The sequence below is a fragment of the Nocardioides nematodiphilus genome, from assembly GCF_020216525.1.
In the GTDB taxonomy this organism is placed as follows: domain Bacteria; phylum Actinomycetota; class Actinomycetes; order Propionibacteriales; family Nocardioidaceae; genus Nocardioides; species Nocardioides nematodiphilus.
Genome location: NZ_JAIWOY010000004.1, coordinates 213952 through 230555, shown reverse-complemented (window position 1 = coordinate 230555; position 16604 = coordinate 213952). Strand labels below are relative to the sequence as shown.

Sequence of the window (16604 nt, the reverse complement as noted above, 5' to 3'; positions counted from 1 at the left end):
CACTCCCCAATAGAGGGGATAGCCGTCCGGAGCACCCCCGAAGCCGCCCGCCGATCGATTCGATGAGGTCATGACCGCAGAGACAAGCGCCCCGTTGGGCGTGGCCGTGATCGGCGCCGGCTACTGGGGCCCGAACCTCATCCGCAACTTCCGCGCCAGCCCCGAGTGGGACCTGGTCGCGGTGTGCGACCTCGACACCGAGCGCGCGCGGGAGGTGGTCGGCGCCCAGAGCGAGATCGAGGTGACCGGCGACCTCGCCGCCGTGCTGGCCCGCGACGACGTCGCCGCCGTCGCGATCGCCACCCCCGCCCGTACGCACCGCGCACTCGCCGAGCAGGCGCTCCGTGCCGGCAAGCACGTGCTGGTGGAGAAGCCGCTCGCCGACGGCGTCGAGGCCGGCCGGGCCATGGTGGAGCTCGCCCGCCACAGCGGCCTGGTCCTGATGACCGACCACACGTTCTGCTACACCCCGGCCGTACAGCGGATCCGCGAGCTGGTCGAGGACGGATCGCTCGGGGAGATCCTCTTCGTCGACTCGGTGCGGATCAACCTCGGCCTGGTCCAGCCCGACGTCGACGTCTTCTGGGACCTGGCGCCGCACGACCTCTCGATCCTCGACTACGTGCTCCCGGGCGGGCTGCAGCCGGTGGGCGTCTCCGCGCAGGGCGGTGACCCGCTCAGCGCCGGCAAGTCCTGCCTCGGCTACCTCACCCTTCCGCTCGCGGGCGGCGCGATGGCCCACGTCCACGTCAACTGGCTCAGCCCCACCAAGATCCGCCAGATGGTGATCGGCGGGTCGAAGCGGACCCTGGTCTGGGACGACCTCAACCCGCAGCAGCGGCTCAGCGTCTTCGACCGCGGCGTCGACCTCATCCAGCAGAGCGTGGACAGCGCCGATCGCCGTACGGCCTCGATCAACTACCGCCTCGGCGACACCTGGGCGCCTGCGCTGCCCGAGCGCGAGGCGCTCGGCGAGATGGTGCGCGAGTACGCCGCGGCGATCCGCGAGCATCGCGATCCCGCGACCGACGGCGACGCCGGGCTGCGGGTGCTGTCGGTGCTCGAGGCGGCCCAGACGAGCCTGCGGGCCCATGGCGCGCTCGTCGAGGTCGCCGCCCCCGCTCCGGTGCTGGAGATCGTCCAATGAGCGCGCCGCTGCAGGGCGCGCAGGTGCTGGTGACCGGGGGAGCCGGCACGATCGGCTCCACCATCGTCGACCAGCTGCTCGCCGCCGGCGCCGGGCACGTCGACGTCCTCGACAACCTGGTCCGCGGCCGCCGCGCGAACCTCGATGACGCACTCGCCACCGGCCGGGCCGACCTGGTCACCGGCGACATCGGCGACCGCGATCTGGTGCACGACCTCACCCGCGGCAAAGACCTCGTCCTGCACCAGGCCGCGATCCGGATCACCCAGTGCGCCGAGGAGCCGCGGCTGGCCCTGGAGGTGCTGGTCGACGGCACGTTCAACGTCGTCGAGGCGGCGGCCGCCGCCAAGGTCGGCAAGCTCGTGTACGCCTCCTCGGCCTCGGTCTACGGCCTGGCCGAGGAGTTCCCGACGCCCGAGCAGCACCACCATCACCACAACGACACGCTCTACGGCGCGGCCAAGTCCTTCAACGAGGGGCTGGTGCGCAGCTTCCGGGCGATGACCGGGCTCGACTACGTCGGGCTGCGCTACTTCAACGTCTACGGGCCGCGGATGGATGTGCACGGCCTCTACACCGAGGTGCTGGTGCGCTGGATGGAGCGGATCGCCGACGGCAGGCCACCGCTGATCCTCGGCGACGGCCTCCAGACGATGGACTTCGTCTGCGTGCCCGACATCGCCCGCGCCAACATCCTGGCCGCGAGCGGCCCCCTGACCGAGGGCGTCTACAACATCGCCAGCGGCACCGAGACCTCGCTCCTCGGGTTGGCCGAGGCGCTGCTGCGGGTCATGGGCGCCGAGGGTCTCGGCGTCGAGCACGGGCCCGAGCGTGCGGTCAACGGCGTCACCCGGCGGCTCGCGGACATCACGGCCGCGCGCCGCGACCTCGGCTGGGAGCCGACCATCGGACTGGAGGACGGCCTGCGGCTTCTCGTCGAGTGGTGGCGGCCGCTTCGGGCCGAGATCGCCGCAGGCCGTACCTCCGCCGACGCCCGGGCCGAGGCGGTGGCGTCATGAGTCGCGTCAACGTGATGCAGCCGTGGCTCGGTGAGGAGGAGGTCGCCGCGGTCGCGGACGTGCTGCGCTCCGGCTGGGTCGCCCAGGGCCCGCGGGTGGCCGCCTTCGAGGGGGCCTTCGCGACCGCGATGGGGTCTGCGCACGCGGTCGCTACCTCGTCGTGCACCAGCGCCCTCCACCTCGCGCTCGTCGTCGCCGGCGTCGGTCGCGACCAGGACGTCGTGGTCCCGTCCTTCTCCTTCATCGCCACCGCCAACGCGCCCACCTACGTCGGCGCGCGGCCCGTCTTCGCCGACGTCGACCCGGTCACCGGCAACCTCACCGCCGCGACCGTACGGGCGGCGCTGACCCCGGCCACGACGGCGGTGGTCGCGGTCGACCAGGGCGGCGTGCCCGTCGACCTCCAGGCGATCCGCGACGTGTGCGACCCGCTCGGGATCGTGGTGATCGAGGACGCCGCCTGCGGTGCCGGCTCGACCTACCGCGGCCGCCCCGTCGGAGCGGGCGCCGAGATCGCGGCCTGGTCCTTCCACCCGCGCAAGATCCTCACCACCGGCGAGGGCGGCATGCTCACCACCTCCCGCCCGGACTGGGCCGCCCGCGCCCGCCGACTGCGCGAGCACGCAATGAGCGTCTCGGCCGCCGACCGGCACGGCAGCGTCCTGGCCCCGCCGGAGGAGTACGGCGAGATCGGGTTCAACTACCGGATGACGGATCTGCAGGCCGCCGTCGGGCTGGTCCAGCTCGGCCGGCTGCCGGAGGCCGTCGCGCGCCGTCGCGAGCTGGCCGCTGTCTACGCCAAGGCGATCGACGAGATCGACGGCCTGCGCGCCGTCGCCGACCCGCCCTGGGGCACGGGCAACTTCCAGTCCTTCTGGGTCGAGGTCGGCGCCGCCTACCCGCTCGATCGCGAGCAGCTCATGACAGCGCTCGCCGAGGCTGAGGTGTCCGCGCGCCGGGGCATCATGGCCGCCCACCGGCAGCCGCCGTACCGCGGCTCGAGCGCGGACCTGCCGGTGACCGAGCGGCTCACCGACACCACCGTCATCCTGCCGCTCTTCCACGAGCTCTCCGAGTCCGAGCAGGCCCGGGTGATCGACGTGCTGCGGGAGGAGTCGCGATGAGCGAGCGAACCGTCCGATGCGGCGGTCATCGTGCCCCGTCGGCCCACGGAGTGAAGCGAGGACGTCGATGAGAAGCGTCGTCCTGGTCGGAGCCAGCGGGCTCGCCCGCGAGGTGATGATGGTCGTCCGCGATCGCTACGACGACGTCGTCGTGGTCGACGACGACTCGCAGCTGTGGGGCACCCGCATCCACGGTGCCCTGGTCATCGGTCCGCCGTCGGTGGCCGCCGAGCCGGGCACCGGCGACATCGTGGTCTGCGTCGGCTCGGGAGCCGCGCGCCGCGCGATCGTCGAGCGGCTGGGCGCGCTCGGGGTGGGCGCCGATCGCTATCCGGTGGTGCTCGAGGAGTCCGTACGGGTCCCGTCGACCTGCACGATCGGCCCCGGCTCGGTGCTCCTGGCGGGGGTGGTGCTCACCTGCGACGTCCACCTCCACCGGCACGTCGTGGTGATGCCGCACGTCACCCTCACCCACGATGACGTGGTCCAGGACTACGCCACCCTGTGCGCCGGGGTGGCGCTCGGCGGTGGCGTCACCGTCGGCGCGGCGGCCTATCTCGGCATGAACGCCAGCGTGCGCCAGGACGTCACCATCGGTCCCGGCGCCGTGCTCGGCATGGGCGCGGTGCTGGTGCGCGACCTGCCCGCCGGCGAGACCTGGACCGGCGTCCCCGCGGCGCACCACGCGATCCCGAGGCAGCTGGTCCGATGAACGTTCCCTTCCTTGATCTCGCCGCCCAGCACGCGGAGATCGCCGACGAGGTCCGCCAGGGTCTGGAGGAGGTCTTCGAGCGCACCGCCTTCGTGAGCGGGCCGCAGGTCACCGCCTTCGAGGAGGAGTACGCCGCCTTCATCGGCGTCAGCGACTGCGTGGGCGTCGCCAACGGCACAGACGCCCTCGAGCTGGCCCTGCGCGCGGTCGGCGTACGCCCGGGCGGCGAGGTGATCCTGCCCGCCAACACGTTCATCGCGACCGCCGAGGCGGTCTCCGCGATCGGAGCGGTCCCGGTGCCGGTCGACGTCCGCGACCTCGATCTGCTGATCGACCCGGCGGCCGTCGAGCGGGCCATCACCGAGCGCACCCAGGCCATCGTGCCGGTGCACCTGTTCGGGCAGACCGCACCGATCGAGGAGCTGGCGCCGCTCGCGCGGGCGGTCGGCGTACCGATCGTCGAGGACGCCGCCCAGGCGCAGGGCGCCCGGCGCCACGGCCGCTCAGCGGGCTCGCTGGGCACCGTCGCCGCGACCAGCTTCTATCCCGGCAAGAACCTCGGTGCCGCCGGCGACGCCGGCGCGGTGCTGACCGACGACCCCCGGCTCGCCGTGCGCGTACGCGTGCTCGCCGCCCACGGATCGCCGACGAAGTACGTGCACGACGTGGTCGGGCGCAACTCGCGCCTCGACACCCTCCAGGCGGTCTACCTGCGCGCGAAGCTCGGGCGGCTGGAGAAGTGGAACGAGCTGCGCCGCCAGGTCGCCGACCGGTACGCGCAGCTCCTCGCCGACGTGCCAGGCGTCCTCGCACCCCACACGATCCCCGTGAACGAGGACGTCTGGCACCTCTACGTCGTCCGGCTGCGCGACCGTGACCGGGTCGCGGCCGCCCTCGGCGACGCCGGGATCGGGACCGGGGTGCACTACCCGACGCCGGTCCACCTCACGGGCGCGTACGCCCACCTCGGGCTCGGCCCCGGCACCTGCCCGGTCGCCGAGCGCGCCGCCGGGGAGATCCTCTCGCTGCCGATGCACCCGCACCTGCGCGCCGAGGAGCAGGAGCACGTCGTCGACCAGCTGCGCCGGATCGTCACAGACGGCGACCTGCGATGACGCGCCGGCGCCCGGTCCCGCTGCGCACCCGGCCCCGGGTCTCGGTCGTCGTGCCCTGCTACAACTACGGCCGCTACCTGCCCGACGCGGTGGGCTCCGCACTCGACCAGTCCGGTCTCGACGTCGACGTGCTGATCGTCGACGACTGCTCCACCGACGACAGCGCCGCCGTCGCCCTGCGCCTGGCCGACGCCGACCCGCGCGTGCGCCTCCTGCGCCACGAGACCAACCGCGGCCACATCCAGACGTACAACGACGGCCTCGCGGCCGTGACCGGTGACTACGTCGTGCTGCTCTCCGCCGACGACCTGCTCACCCCCGACTCGCTCACCCGCGCCGTCGCACTGATGGAGGCGTACCCGCGGGTCGGTCTGGTCTACGGGCGGCCGGCGTCGTTCGCAACCGAGCCACCGCCCAGCGAGGCGCGCCGCGTGAGCTGGTCGACATGGCGCGGCGAGCAGTGGATCGAGCGGATCTGTGCGCGGGGACAGAACGTGATCAGCAGTCCCGAGGCGGTGCTGCGCAGATCCGTCCTCAACCAGATCGGCGGCTACGACATCGCGCACCCCCACGCAGGAGACCTGCTGATGTGGCTGCGCGCAGCGGCCGTCTCCGATGTCGGTCGGGTCAACGGCGCGGTGCAGGCCGGCTATCGACTCCACGAGGCCAACATGCACCTCACCCGGTTCGCGGAGCCCACCACGGATCTCAGTGAGGCAGGGCGCGCCTTCGAGGCCTTCTTCCGGGCCGAGCCGGCGCTGGGCCGGTTGCGCCGGACGCTCGAGCGGGGCCTGGCGCGGGAGGCTGCCATGATCGCCCGGGCCGCCCATCCCGGCCACGGCCCGGCGCGGTGGCAGGCCCGTGCGATCAGCGATGCCCACCTGTTCGTGCGCTCGTACCGCTGGCGCTGGTGGGGGACATGAGCGCGCCCGTCATTGAACCGGACCTGCCGGCCGACGAGCTCGGGCACACCGCGATCACCGGCGTCGCGTGGTCCGCGGTCCAGCGCTGGGTGACGCGCCTGACGGGGTTCGCGACCGTCATCCTGACCACCCGGCTGCTCGCCCCGTCGGACTTCGGCACGGTCGCGGTGGCGATGTCGGTGCTGCCGCTGATCTACCTCATGGTCGACATGGGCTTCGGCACCTACCTCGTCCAGGCGAAGGATCCGGACGCGGCGCTGACGAGCACGGTCTTCTGGTACGCGCTCGGCGCGGGTCTGGTGCTGGCGGGCTGCCTGGCAGCCGGCGCCCCGCTGCTCGCCGCCAGCCTCGACGTCCCCGAGGCCACCCCGATCATCTTCGGACTGGTGCCCCTCGTCGTGCTGGTCTCGGTCGGTGGAGTACCGACAGCGATCCTGTGTCGGCAGATGCGCTTCCGCACGCTCGCCGTCCAGTCGTGCGTGGCGGCGCTGCTCTCCCAGGTCGCGGCCGTCGTGCTCGCACTCCTCGGCACCGGCGCCTGGGCGCTGGTGGGGCAGGCGCTCACCGCCCAGCTGAGCACGACGGTCTTCGCATGGGTGGCCTCGGGCTGGCGCCCGAGCCTCCTCTTCCGGCTCGCGGACCTGCGCGGCATCGTCGGCTTCGGCGCCAACGTCGTCGCGGTGGAGATCGTCGCGCTGCTCAGGACCTGGGCCGAGAACATCATCATCGTCTCGACCCTCGGCGTCGTCGGGCTGGGCTACCTGAACGTCGCGCAACGCCTGATCCTCGCCGCGCAGGACCTGAGCGCGGCTGCCGTGCTGCCGGTGACGACCGTCTTCTTCGCCAAGGTCCGCGACTCCGCGCAGCGGCTGCGCACCGGCTACCTGCGCGCCGTCGGACTCACCTACGCCGCCGTCGTCCCGATCATGGTGCTGATCGCGATCGCGGCGCCCCGGGTGGTACCGCTGGTCTTCGGGCGGCAGTGGGACCACAGCGTGGCGCCGACCCAGGCGCTCGCTGTCGCCGGCATCCTCACCCTGGCCGCCACGCTGGACCAGACACTGTTCTACGGCTGCGGCCGCCCGAGCCGTTGGTTCCGGTACGCGCTGGCCATCGACGTCCTGACCGTCGCGACCACGGCGGTCCTGGTGCACTGGGGGCTGCTCGCGACGGTGCTCGGCCTCATCGGCGTGGCCCTGGTCGCGACGGCGTGGCGCTGGCGGCTCGTGGGGGACCTGCTCGGCATCAGCGCGAGAGCGACCGCACGACCGTTCTTCCGGGTCCTGCTCGCGGCACTCGTCGCCAGCGCCGCGGGCATGGCGGCGTTCGCCCTGCTCGCCGACGCCAACGCACTGGTGGCGGTCGCGCTCACCGGGCTGGTCATCGGGGTGGTCCACCTCGGTGTCGTACGGCTGGTCCTCGCCGAGGAGTACGCCGAGCTGGTTCGCCTGGTGCGGCGCGTGTCGAGGCGCCTCGGAGCTTTGGGAAGGGGCTGCCATGCCTGAGTCGATGGTCATGCCACGGGTCTCCGTCGTGGTGCCGTGCCACAACTACGAGCGTTACCTCGACGACGCGCTGGGCTCGGCACTGGGCCAGGAGGGGGTCGACCTCGACGTCACCATCGTCGACGACGCCTCCACCGACGACAGCCCGGCGATCGCACGCCGCTGGGCCGAGGTCGATCCCCGGGTCCGGGTCGTCACGCATGCGACCAACCGCGGTCACATCGACACCTTCAACCACGCGCTCGAGTCGGCCACCGCGCCGTACGTCGTGAAGCTGGACCCTGACGACCTGCTCACGCCCGGGTCGCTGTGGCGCGCCGCCCGGGCCATGCGGGAGAACTCGCGGCTCGCCTTCGTCTACGGTCGCAGCCTCTACTTCCGTGGCGACCCGCCGCAGGCACCGCGCCGCCGCGTCGTGACGACCGAGGCCTGGACGGGCGAGGAGTGGATCTGGCGCCGGGCCCGCGGCGGCATCAACGTCATCCGGCAGCCGGAGGTGATGATCCGGCGCTCCGCCCTCGAGGAGGTCGGCGGCCACCGACCGGAGATCCCGGAGGCGAGCGACTACCACCTGTGGCTCCGGTTGGCGACCGTCGGTGACATCGCGCGGATCGGGGGCGCCGTCCAGGGGCTCTACCGCGTGCACCCGCAGTCGATGCAGCACACCCTGCACGCCGGCATCGTGCGCGATCTGCGGGCCCGCGCCACTGCGTTCGAGCTCTTCCTCGACGAGCGTGGCCATCTCGTGGACGATGCGGCGGAGGTGGGCCGCCGCATCCGGCTGACGCTGGCGAGGGAGGCGGTGTTCCACGCGCTCGACGCGTTCGACGGCGCCCGCGCGTCCTCGGCGCCGGTCGATGAGCTGCGGGCCCTGGCGGTCGAGCTCGACCGGCGCGTGTGCAGGACGCGGCGCTGGCACGAGCTGGAGCACCGGATCGCCGCAGGCAAGGAGACGCCGACGCCCCGCCGCTCGCCCTCGCGCCTCGCCCGCCAGGCGCACTGGAACCACCACCTCCACTGGATGTGGAGGTACCAGCGATGAGCGAGCTGCCGCGGGTCTCGGTGGTGATCCCGAGCCACAACTACGCCCGCTACCTCGACGAGGCGATCACCTCGGCCCTCGACCAGACGGGCGTGGACGTCGATGTCACCATCGTCGACGACGCGTCGACCGACGACAGCCTGAGGATCGCGCGCGGCTGGGAGGAGGCCGAGGATCGGGTGCGGGTGATCGCGCACGGGCGCAACCACGGCCACATCGCGACCTTCAACGAGGCGCTGGGCAGTGCCACCGCGCCGTACCTGGTCAAGCTCGACCCGGACGACGTGCTCGCGCCCGGGGCGCTGCGACGGGCCGCCGACGTACTCGAGGCCCATCCCGGGGTGGCGTTCGTCTACGGTCCGGTGCTGCCGTTCGAGGGCCCGACGCCGACGCTTCCGGAGTATGCGCCGCCGTCGCTGCGACCGGTCATGATCTGGCCCGGGCACCGCTGGATCTGGCAGCGCGCCCGCCGGTTGCGCAACGTCATCCTGCAGCCTGAGGTGATGATCCGCACCGAGGCGCTGCACCAGGTCGGCGGCCACCGGGCCGAGGTGCCGGCGGCCAGCGATCTCAATCTCTGGCTGCGGCTCGCCTCGGTCGGCGACGTCGCCCGGCTGCACGGTCCGGTGCAGGGCCTCTACCGCCGGCACGCGGCGAGCATGTCGACCACGATCCATGCCGGGAAGCTGGCTGATCTGCGGGCGCGCCGCCTCGCCTTCGAGCTCTTCCTCGAGGAGGCCGGGCACCGGCTGGGCTTCCGCGGCGACTTCGAGCAGGTCCTGCAGCGTGCGCTGGGGCGCGACGCGCTGCGACTCGCGTTCGAGGAGCTCGACGACGGGCACGACGTGCGCCCCTATCTGCGGGAGGCGCAGGACGTATGGCCGGACGTCGTCCGGACGCTGAAGTGGTGGTCGCTGACCCACCAGCTCAATGCCGGCGGGCCGATGTGGTGGGGCCTGCCCGGCCGCGCCCATCGCGACCTCGACGGCCGGCTGCGGTGGCGGCTGTGGCGACGGTACGGGATCTGAGCATGCTCGCGCGGACGATGGTCTCGTTGGGCCGGTGGGCGACTCGCCTGCCGGCACCCGTACGACGCCTGTTGCGCGTCCTGGCCGGTGCGCTCGCGGACCGTTCGGCGCCCGGCGCCGAGGACTGGTCGACCGCGCTGGTCGGCGACGGCCCGGTGGCGGACCTGCGCCGGCTGCCGCGCGTCGCGCCGCCCCTGTCGGAGCCTGCGGTCAGCGTGCCGGGGCTGCGGGTGGTCGTGCTGACCAGTGTCCTCGACGTCGGGGGCCTCGACGAGTTCGTGGCCCTGCTGAGTCGTGGTCTCGCGGCCCGCGACGCGGTCGTGGAGATCGTGATCGCGCTCGACCCGGTCGGGTGGGCGGGTCGACTGGCGGAGACGCTCACCGGCGAGGGGTTCGCCGTGCGGACGGCCTCGCGCTCGACGCTCGGCGAGCTGCTCACCGCCGCCGACCCCGACGTGGTCAGCATCCACGACGCGCCGGGGTGGGCGGTCGCTGAGGTCGCCCGCCTCGGCGTACCGCAGATCGAGGTGCTGCACGGTGCCGGGGCGACGTTCGACGCCGACCCGGCGGTGCTCGCCGAGCGGGTCACGCACCTCGACGGCGTCGTCGGGGTGAGCGAGCTCGTCCGCCGCCAGTTCCTGGCCGTCGCGCCGGGCTTCGCGCCCGAGCGCGCCTGGACCATCCCCAACGGCGCCTGGTCGCGGGCGCAGCCGCCGGTCGTACGCGAGCAGGCCCGCGCCGCGCTGCGGCTCGACGACGAGTTCCTCTTCGTCTCGCTCGCCCGGCACGCGCTGCAGAAGAACGGCTACGGTCTGGTCGCCGCGTTCGACGAGGTGGCCGCCGCCCATCCCGAGGTGCACCTGGTGATCGCCGGGCGGGTCGACAGCAAGCGGTACTTCGCCCAGGTGGCGAGGTTGGCGCGGGCCTCGGCGTTCGCCGATCGCATCCATCTGCGTGACCACACGCCCGATCCGGTGGCGCTGATGGCCGCGGCCGACTGCTTCGTGCTGGACTCGTTCTTCGAGGGCTGGTCCTTGGCCACCACCGAGGCGATGACCAGCGGGCTGCCGGTCGTGCTCTCCGATGTCGCAGGCGCCCGTGAGCAGCTCGCCCTCCCGGCCGGCGGCGAGCCGGCCGGCATCCTGGTCGGCAACCCCGGCGGTGATCTCGAGGTCAGCTGGGAGAGCGTCTCGGCCGCCCGCTTCCGCCGCCAGCCCAACCACGACGAGCTGGTCGCGGCACTCACCCGGATGGTGGTGGAGCGCGACGTGTGGGCGGCCCGCCGCGACCGGATGGCTGCCGAGGCCTCCCGGCGCTTCGATCCGCAGCGCTGCCTCGATCGCCACGCCGAGGTGCTGCAGCAGGCGGCCAGTGCCGCCCGAGCCACCGGATAGCCCGGGACGTTCTGGCTGGGGTTCCCCCTCCGAACCCAGCCAGAACGTCCCGGACTACCCGAGGAGGTCGGCGAACCGCTTCGCCCGCTCCGCCCAGGTGTGCTGCTGTGCGGTCGCCCGGGCGCGCTCCCGCGTCTGCTCGGCCTCGGCGGGGGTCACGTCGAGGAGCGTCCGGACGGTCTTGGCGAAGAGTGCGGCGTCGTCGGCGACGTGCACGTCGGGCGCGGCCAGCCACCGGACCGCGGGCAGGTCGGTGGCGACGACCGGCAGGCCGGCGGCGAGGTACTCGAGCGTCTTCAGCGGGAAGCTCGCCTCGTTGAACGCCGAGTGCGTGTACGGCACCAGGCCCACGCTCGCGCCCGCCAGGAGGCGGGGGAGGTCGGCGAAGGCCCGCTCGCCCAGCCACTCCACGCTGGCGCGCGAGACCAGGCCGGCGAGTCCCGGGGGCGCCCCGCGGGGGCTGCACGGCCCGATGATCCGCAGCCTCGCGCCGCTGTCGGCGACCGCGGTCAGCAGGCCGAGGTCGAGTCGCTCGTTGAGGGTGCCCATCAGGACGGCCAGGCCACCGGCGGTGCCGGTGGCCGCGGCCGGCGCGGTGCGGTTGAAGAGCGCGGCGTCGCAGCCGAACGGGATCAGCTGCACGTCCCGCCCGGTGGCGGCGGTGATGCTCGCGGCGACGGCCGGGTTGGCCGCCACGATCAGTGACGCCTCGCGGATCAGCCGCTCGTGGTTGGCGGCGAAGATCCGCGGATCGACTCCGACCAACGGCGCCATCGCGACGAAGTCGTCCTGTGCCCAATAGACGGTCCGACCGAGGTCTGCCAGACCCAGGACGGGGCTGAGCAGGTTGGCCTCGACCAGCGCCGTCGCGCTGCTCTCGAAGCGGCGGAGCGCCCGCGTCACCTGACGCGCGATCAGCCGGCGGTTGGCCGCCGCGACCGGCGCGCGGGAGATGCCCGGCAGGCCCTCCGGTGAGAGCCGCGCGAGACCGGGGCGCACCCAGCCCAGCCGCGCCCGGTGCAGGGATCGCGGCGGGTCGACGTACAGGACATCGGCGTGCCTGCTCAGCGCCAGCGCCAGCTGGGCGTCCGCCATCCGGCGGTCGTCCCAGGAGTTGGCGGCCGAGAGGACGATCACCGTTGCTCGTTCAACCGCCGGTAGGCCGTACGAAGAGCCGGGATCCGCCTGCCCACCGAGCGACGCGAGCGGGTCGCGATCGACTCGCCCATCAGCCGCGCACGTGTCAGCGGCGGGGCGAAGGAGAAGTCGCTGCGCCGGTTGTACGGCTGCTTGGTGTAGTCCTCGATCGCCGCCGGCTCGGCCAGCTTGGTGAAGAGCGCGGCGCGGTTGTCAGGAAGCGACTCGTAGCGCCAGGCGGCGTCGCTCTTCATGAAGTGGAAGAGCGGCGTGATCGCCGGGATCGCGACGTCGTCGACCAGCATCCGGCCGCCGACCTTGAGCGCCAGCGAGAGGTAGTGCCAGTCGACGATCGCGTACGGGAAGGAGTGCGCGCCGTCGATGAAGGCGAGGTCCAGGCTGCCGGGCGTCGCGATCTGCGGCAGCACCCGGTCCGAGGAGTCGGCGACGAAGGTGACGCGGCTGTGGTCGATGCCCTGCTCGTCGCAGTAGGTCCGGACCAGCTCGTGCTCGCGCGCGTCGGGGCTGATCACGGTGTGCTCGCCGCCGCCGGCAGCGAAGACGACGGTGGAGGCTCCGCAGCCGGTCTCGATGGACCGGACGCCCGGCCCGACGCTCTGCTCGAGTGCGGCCAGGATGCCGGGGAGTGCACTCCAGTGGGCCGCGCCGCCTTGGTGGAAGGCGGGCAGATCGGAGCTCAGCTGCTGGGTCACGGTCATGGCATCAGCAGAGCATCGCGCCGGTCACGAGACGGCCGACCACGGCAGGGGCTCCCCAACTTTGGGGAGTCGTGCCAGCGCGCGCAGCGCCGCGTGCGCCTCCGGTCGTCCCCGGACCGCGCGGGAGAGCTCGGCCAGCAGCGCCAGCGCGTAGAAGACGGACGTCCGGGCCAGACCGTGGCGGCGGCGATAGAGGCGGACCCGGTTGATCGACTCGATGGCGTAGGTCGTCGCGGAGCGCCCGGAGGCGCCGCCGATGTGGGTGACGACGGCATCGGGCACGAAGACCGTGCGCAGGCCGGCGTCGCGCGCCCGCAGGCACAGGTCGGTCTCCTCGGAGTAGAGGAAGAACGACTCGTCCCAGCCGCCCAGGAGCTCGTGGCACTCGCGTGAGACCAGCAGCGCGGCGCCCAGTGCCCAGTCCGGGCAGGCGGTCCGGTCGTAGCTGTCCGGCTCGCGGACCTCCTCGCTGAACACCGGCCAGCCCGTACGGCCCAGGCCGACCGAGCGTAGGAGGGTCGGCTGCCGGCGTTGGGACCAGAAGAGGCTGCCGTCGGCGTTCACGATCCGCGGCGCGACCACCCCGACGCCCGGCCCGAGTGCGCGCAGCATCGCGGTGATCGCGCCGGGCGCGAGCCGGGTGTCCGGGTTCAGGGCCAGGATCGGGCCGGTGCCGCGGGCCGCCCGTACGCCTGCGTTGAGACCGGCGGCGTAGCCGTGGTTGGGCTCGATGATGAAGCGCAGCGGCAGTGGCTCGGCGTGCGGGTCGGCGTGTGCCCGCACCTGCTCGAGCGTGTCGTCGGTGGAGGAGTTGTCGACCACGATGACCTCGGCGCGCAGCCCGGCGAGGGCGGCCGGGAGGCTGTCGAGCAGATCGCCGATCACCTGCTCGCTGTTGTAGGTCACCACCACGAGGGTGATCTCGGGAGGGTTCATCGGGCTCTCCTCAGTGCAGAGCGGGGGTCGCGCGCGGATGGCGGGCGCGTCGGCGCGCCCGGAGGCGGGCGCGCAGGCGCGGGAGGAGGAAGTCCGCGGTCGCGGCCGCGATGAGGGTCGCCCACAGGCCGAGCAGGAGGGTGACCGCGGCGCCCCGGGAGGGCTGTCCGGACATGTCGAAGACCTGGGTGGCCGTCGGGGCGAGGGTGGCGGTCATCCGGTCCCGTACGGGCACGTGGTCGGCCTGCTGGCGGGCGGCGAGGTCCGTCCGGATGCGATCGATGAGGTCAGCGGCCTGGTTCGCCACGGCGGTCGGATCGGAGCCGATCGCCTCGATGCTGATCACCGGGCGGGTGAAGCTGTGCTCCCACTGCCCGCCCATGTCCGGCACCCGCAGCAGGAAGCCGGAGCGCACCCCGAGCCCGGTGAGGTGGGCGTTGGGCGACGCGGTGGGTGGCACGGGCGAGCGTCCCTGGACGTCGGCGACCACGAGGCCCGCGGTCGCGATCAGCGCCTCCGAGGTCGAGGTCATCGAGTTGGGGAAGCGATGGCTGATCGGCGCGAGCAGGTAGGTGTCGGTCTGGGTCCAGTAGAGCGGCGGGCGGCTGAGGGTGCTCATCGCCACGAACAGGCTGAGCGCGATCCCGGGCACCGTGACGTACCAGCGGCGGAGGACCGCCGGCCCCATCGCTCGAAGGGGGAGCGGGAGCGGGGCGATCTGCGGCAGCCGCGGATGGCGCTCGGGGCGGCGGGCCGCGGCGGTGAGCCGCCCGAACGAGCCGGCGACGCCGATCATCAGGAACAGCAGCCCCGAGCCGACCGGGAACGAGAACCCGTCGAAGAACAGCAGGCAGGTCGCACCGACCGCGACCGAGGCCTTGACGCCCTGGGCCAGCTGGTCGCTGCCGGCACCGAGGCTCGCGCGCCGCGCCGACTCGGCAGCGTTCAGCGCGGTCAGGATCAGGACGCCGAAGCACAGGGTGCCGACCACTCCGATCTCGATGAGGAGCCCCAGCCACTGGTTGTCGAGGATCCGGTACTCGGGCAGGAACGTGCCCAGACCGCGCCCGAACCACGGCGCACGGTGGATGAAGGACCACGCCAGCGCGTAGGAGTCGGTCCGCGATCGCACGCTGTCGTCGTTGCCGGCCCCGGTGAAGAGACCGACGATGGTGCCGAGCAGGCCGGGGACCATGACGAAGACGCCGAAGCCGAAGACCGGCGCCGCCAGCGCCGCGCGGTGGCGCACCTCCGGCGTCCAGCGCACGGCGATCACGAGGAGTCCGACGACGGCCCCGACCATCGCCGAGCGCGAGATCGACAGGAAGATCGCGGCCAGGATCAGGATGACGGGGCTCAGGCGACGCAGCGCGGAGCGGCTCCGGTCGGTGATCGCGAGGTTGATCGCGATCGGGAGGACCATCGTGAGCACCATGCCCAGCTCGATGGGGTGGGTGGCGGTGCCGTTGGGTCGCGGCAGCCCGTCGCGGTTGCCGAGCTGGTAGATCGGGGTGTTCGCCGACAGCCCTGGGATGTGCAGCATGTCCGCCCACTCGCGGTGGGTGAACACCTGGAAGCACGCGAACGCCGCGACGGCGGCGCCGGCGAGCACGATCAGGCGCAGCATCCTCGTGATCGCCTCCACGGATGACAGCCCGTTGCTCGCGATCAACAGGGAGCCACCGAAGGAGATCACCAGCACGATCCCGAGGGTGGCGGTCGAGATCTCCTCGACGGGGATCGCGCGGGTGGTGGCGGCGATGTAGCTGAGCAGCACCGCGGCGAGGAAGGCGAAGTACGCGGCCTGGACCGCGTTCGGGGCGCGCCGCGATTGCTGGATGTGGTCGTAGCCCCACCAGCCGATCAGCAGGAGCCCGACGATCCGGGCCGGCGAGCCGGCCCCGCCGAGGGCGGGGACCGTGAGCGCCGAGGGCACGGCGAAGAGCAGGACGAGGTACGCGATGAGCCCGCTGGGGATGTGGTCCTGGCGGCTCACCGGAACCGTCGCTCGCGCCGGGGTGGCTCGGCGGCCGCCTTCGGCACGGCCTTGCGCACCGACTTCGGCTCGCTCGGGCTGATGCGCCGGATGTCGCCGCGTGGCTCGTCCTCGAGGTCCGAGGTGAGGTCGTCGCCGGCGGCGCGCGCTGCGCGCCGGGACCGCCGCGAGGGACGGTCGTGTCGGGTGCGGCCTCGCGTCGACAGCAGCGTGTCGATCCCGGCGATGAGGGCGGCGAACAGGCCGAGCAGCAGGACACCGACGGTGATGGTCGGGCGCAGCTGTGGCTTCAGTGCGAACTTCGGCTCGGCGTCCTGGCTGATCAGCTGCGAGTCGATCTGGGCGGCGTTCGCGATCCCGAGGGCCTGCTGCAGAGCGGCGAGGTTCTGCGGCGCCCGGGCCAGCGCGTGGGCGAGGACCCCCCGGGCGTCCGCCGGAGAGTGCGCGCTCGCGTTGAGCAGCAGCATCGGCGCGCTGCTCGCCCCGTCGGGCCCGGCGGTGTAGTCGGCGCCCTTGAATCCCGCGAGCACCTCCTTGTGCGTCGGATCGCTGCTCATCGAGCGGGCGAGCACCTGCAGCGCGGAGCCCGTGGAGCCGAGGCTCAGGTAGCGGTTGGTGACGAGGCCGGTCGGGTCCTTCGGTGGGATGAGGAGCACGCTCGCCGACATCTGGTACGTCGGGCCGATGGCGCGGGCGACGTAGCCGCACGCGAGACCGGTGAGCAGCAGGGCGACGATCACCAGGTACCACCGCCGGAGAAGACTTGCCATCACGTCACGCAGATACATATAGGGCCTCCTGAGCCTC

At 72.9% G+C, this 16604-nt stretch carries 15 protein-coding genes; 10 read left to right on the top strand and 5 right to left on the bottom strand.

Annotation, left to right across the window (positions count from 1 at the left end; genetic code table 11):
- Window positions 1-70 precede the first annotated feature (70 nt).
- The 10 genes from KSO98_RS09210 to KSO98_RS09165 all read left to right on the top strand — a co-directional run bounded on the left by KSO98_RS09210 (window position 71) and on the right by KSO98_RS09165 (window position 11009).
- Window positions 71-1147, top strand: coding sequence for a Gfo/Idh/MocA family protein (locus KSO98_RS09210; protein ID WP_225285087.1), 1077 nt, complete (start codon window positions 71-73; stop codon window positions 1145-1147).
- A complete protein-coding gene (locus tag KSO98_RS09205) occupies window positions 1144-2166 on the top strand; it encodes an NAD-dependent epimerase/dehydratase family protein (RefSeq protein WP_225285085.1) in 1023 nt (340 codons plus the stop codon). Before KSO98_RS09210 ends, KSO98_RS09205 begins: the two co-directional genes overlap by 4 nt.
- On the top strand, window positions 2163-3290 hold the full coding sequence (locus KSO98_RS09200; RefSeq protein WP_225285084.1) for a DegT/DnrJ/EryC1/StrS family aminotransferase: 1128 nt from the start codon (window positions 2163-2165) through the stop codon (window positions 3288-3290). Before KSO98_RS09205 ends, KSO98_RS09200 begins: the two co-directional genes overlap by 4 nt.
- A gap of 67 nt (window positions 3291-3357) precedes the next feature.
- Window positions 3358-4002: a PglD-related sugar-binding protein gene (locus tag KSO98_RS09195; RefSeq protein ID WP_225285083.1), complete on the top strand. Its 645-nt coding sequence runs from the start codon at window positions 3358-3360 to the stop codon at window positions 4000-4002.
- Entirely contained in the window at window positions 3999-5117 is a 1119-nt protein-coding gene (locus KSO98_RS09190) for a DegT/DnrJ/EryC1/StrS family aminotransferase (protein ID WP_225285082.1), read from the top strand. The genes KSO98_RS09195 and KSO98_RS09190 overlap by 4 nt, the downstream gene beginning before the upstream one ends.
- The gene (locus KSO98_RS09185; RefSeq protein WP_225285081.1) at window positions 5114-6040 is read left to right on the top strand and encodes a glycosyltransferase family 2 protein; all 927 of its coding nucleotides are present in this window, start codon (window positions 5114-5116) and stop codon (window positions 6038-6040) included. Before KSO98_RS09190 ends, KSO98_RS09185 begins: the two co-directional genes overlap by 4 nt.
- Window positions 6037-7545 carry a lipopolysaccharide biosynthesis protein gene (locus KSO98_RS09180; RefSeq protein ID WP_225285080.1) on the top strand — a complete coding sequence of 503 codons (1509 nt, stop codon included), beginning with the start codon at window positions 6037-6039 and terminating at the stop codon, window positions 7543-7545. The genes KSO98_RS09185 and KSO98_RS09180 overlap by 4 nt, the downstream gene beginning before the upstream one ends.
- Window positions 7538-8587, top strand: a complete 1050-nt coding sequence (locus KSO98_RS09175) for a glycosyltransferase family 2 protein (RefSeq protein WP_225285078.1) — start codon at window positions 7538-7540, stop codon at window positions 8585-8587. The genes KSO98_RS09180 and KSO98_RS09175 overlap by 8 nt, the downstream gene beginning before the upstream one ends.
- Entirely contained in the window at window positions 8584-9615 is a 1032-nt protein-coding gene (locus KSO98_RS09170; RefSeq protein ID WP_225285076.1) for a glycosyltransferase family 2 protein, read from the top strand. The genes KSO98_RS09175 and KSO98_RS09170 overlap by 4 nt, the downstream gene beginning before the upstream one ends.
- 2 nt (window positions 9616-9617) lie before the next feature.
- Entirely contained in the window at window positions 9618-11009 is a 1392-nt protein-coding gene (locus tag KSO98_RS09165) for a glycosyltransferase family 4 protein (RefSeq protein ID WP_225285074.1), read from the top strand.
- A gap of 54 nt (window positions 11010-11063) precedes the next feature.
- Here KSO98_RS09165 and KSO98_RS18865 read toward each other — a convergent pair whose 3' ends face one another.
- The 5 genes from KSO98_RS18865 to KSO98_RS09140 are packed head-to-tail and all read right to left on the bottom strand — an operon-like array spanning window position 11064 to window position 16585.
- Window positions 11064-12146 carry a glycosyltransferase gene (locus KSO98_RS18865; RefSeq protein ID WP_225285073.1) on the bottom strand — a complete coding sequence of 361 codons (1083 nt, stop codon included), beginning with the start codon at window positions 12144-12146 and terminating at the stop codon, window positions 11064-11066.
- Complete coding sequence (locus KSO98_RS09155; protein ID WP_225285071.1) at window positions 12143-12865, bottom strand: class I SAM-dependent methyltransferase; 723 nt, start codon at window positions 12863-12865, stop codon at window positions 12143-12145. Before KSO98_RS09155 ends, KSO98_RS18865 begins: the two co-directional genes overlap by 4 nt.
- A gap of 24 nt (window positions 12866-12889) precedes the next feature.
- Window positions 12890-13801: a glycosyltransferase family 2 protein gene (locus tag KSO98_RS09150; protein ID WP_225285069.1), complete on the bottom strand. Its 912-nt coding sequence runs from the start codon at window positions 13799-13801 to the stop codon at window positions 12890-12892.
- A gap of 10 nt (window positions 13802-13811) precedes the next feature.
- The gene (locus tag KSO98_RS09145; RefSeq protein ID WP_225285068.1) at window positions 13812-15797 is read right to left on the bottom strand and encodes an O-antigen ligase family protein; all 1986 of its coding nucleotides are present in this window, start codon (window positions 15795-15797) and stop codon (window positions 13812-13814) included.
- Entirely contained in the window at window positions 15794-16585 is a 792-nt protein-coding gene (locus KSO98_RS09140; RefSeq protein WP_225285066.1) for a YveK family protein, read from the bottom strand. The genes KSO98_RS09145 and KSO98_RS09140 overlap by 4 nt, the downstream gene beginning before the upstream one ends.
- Between the last annotated feature and the right edge of the window lie 19 nt (window positions 16586-16604).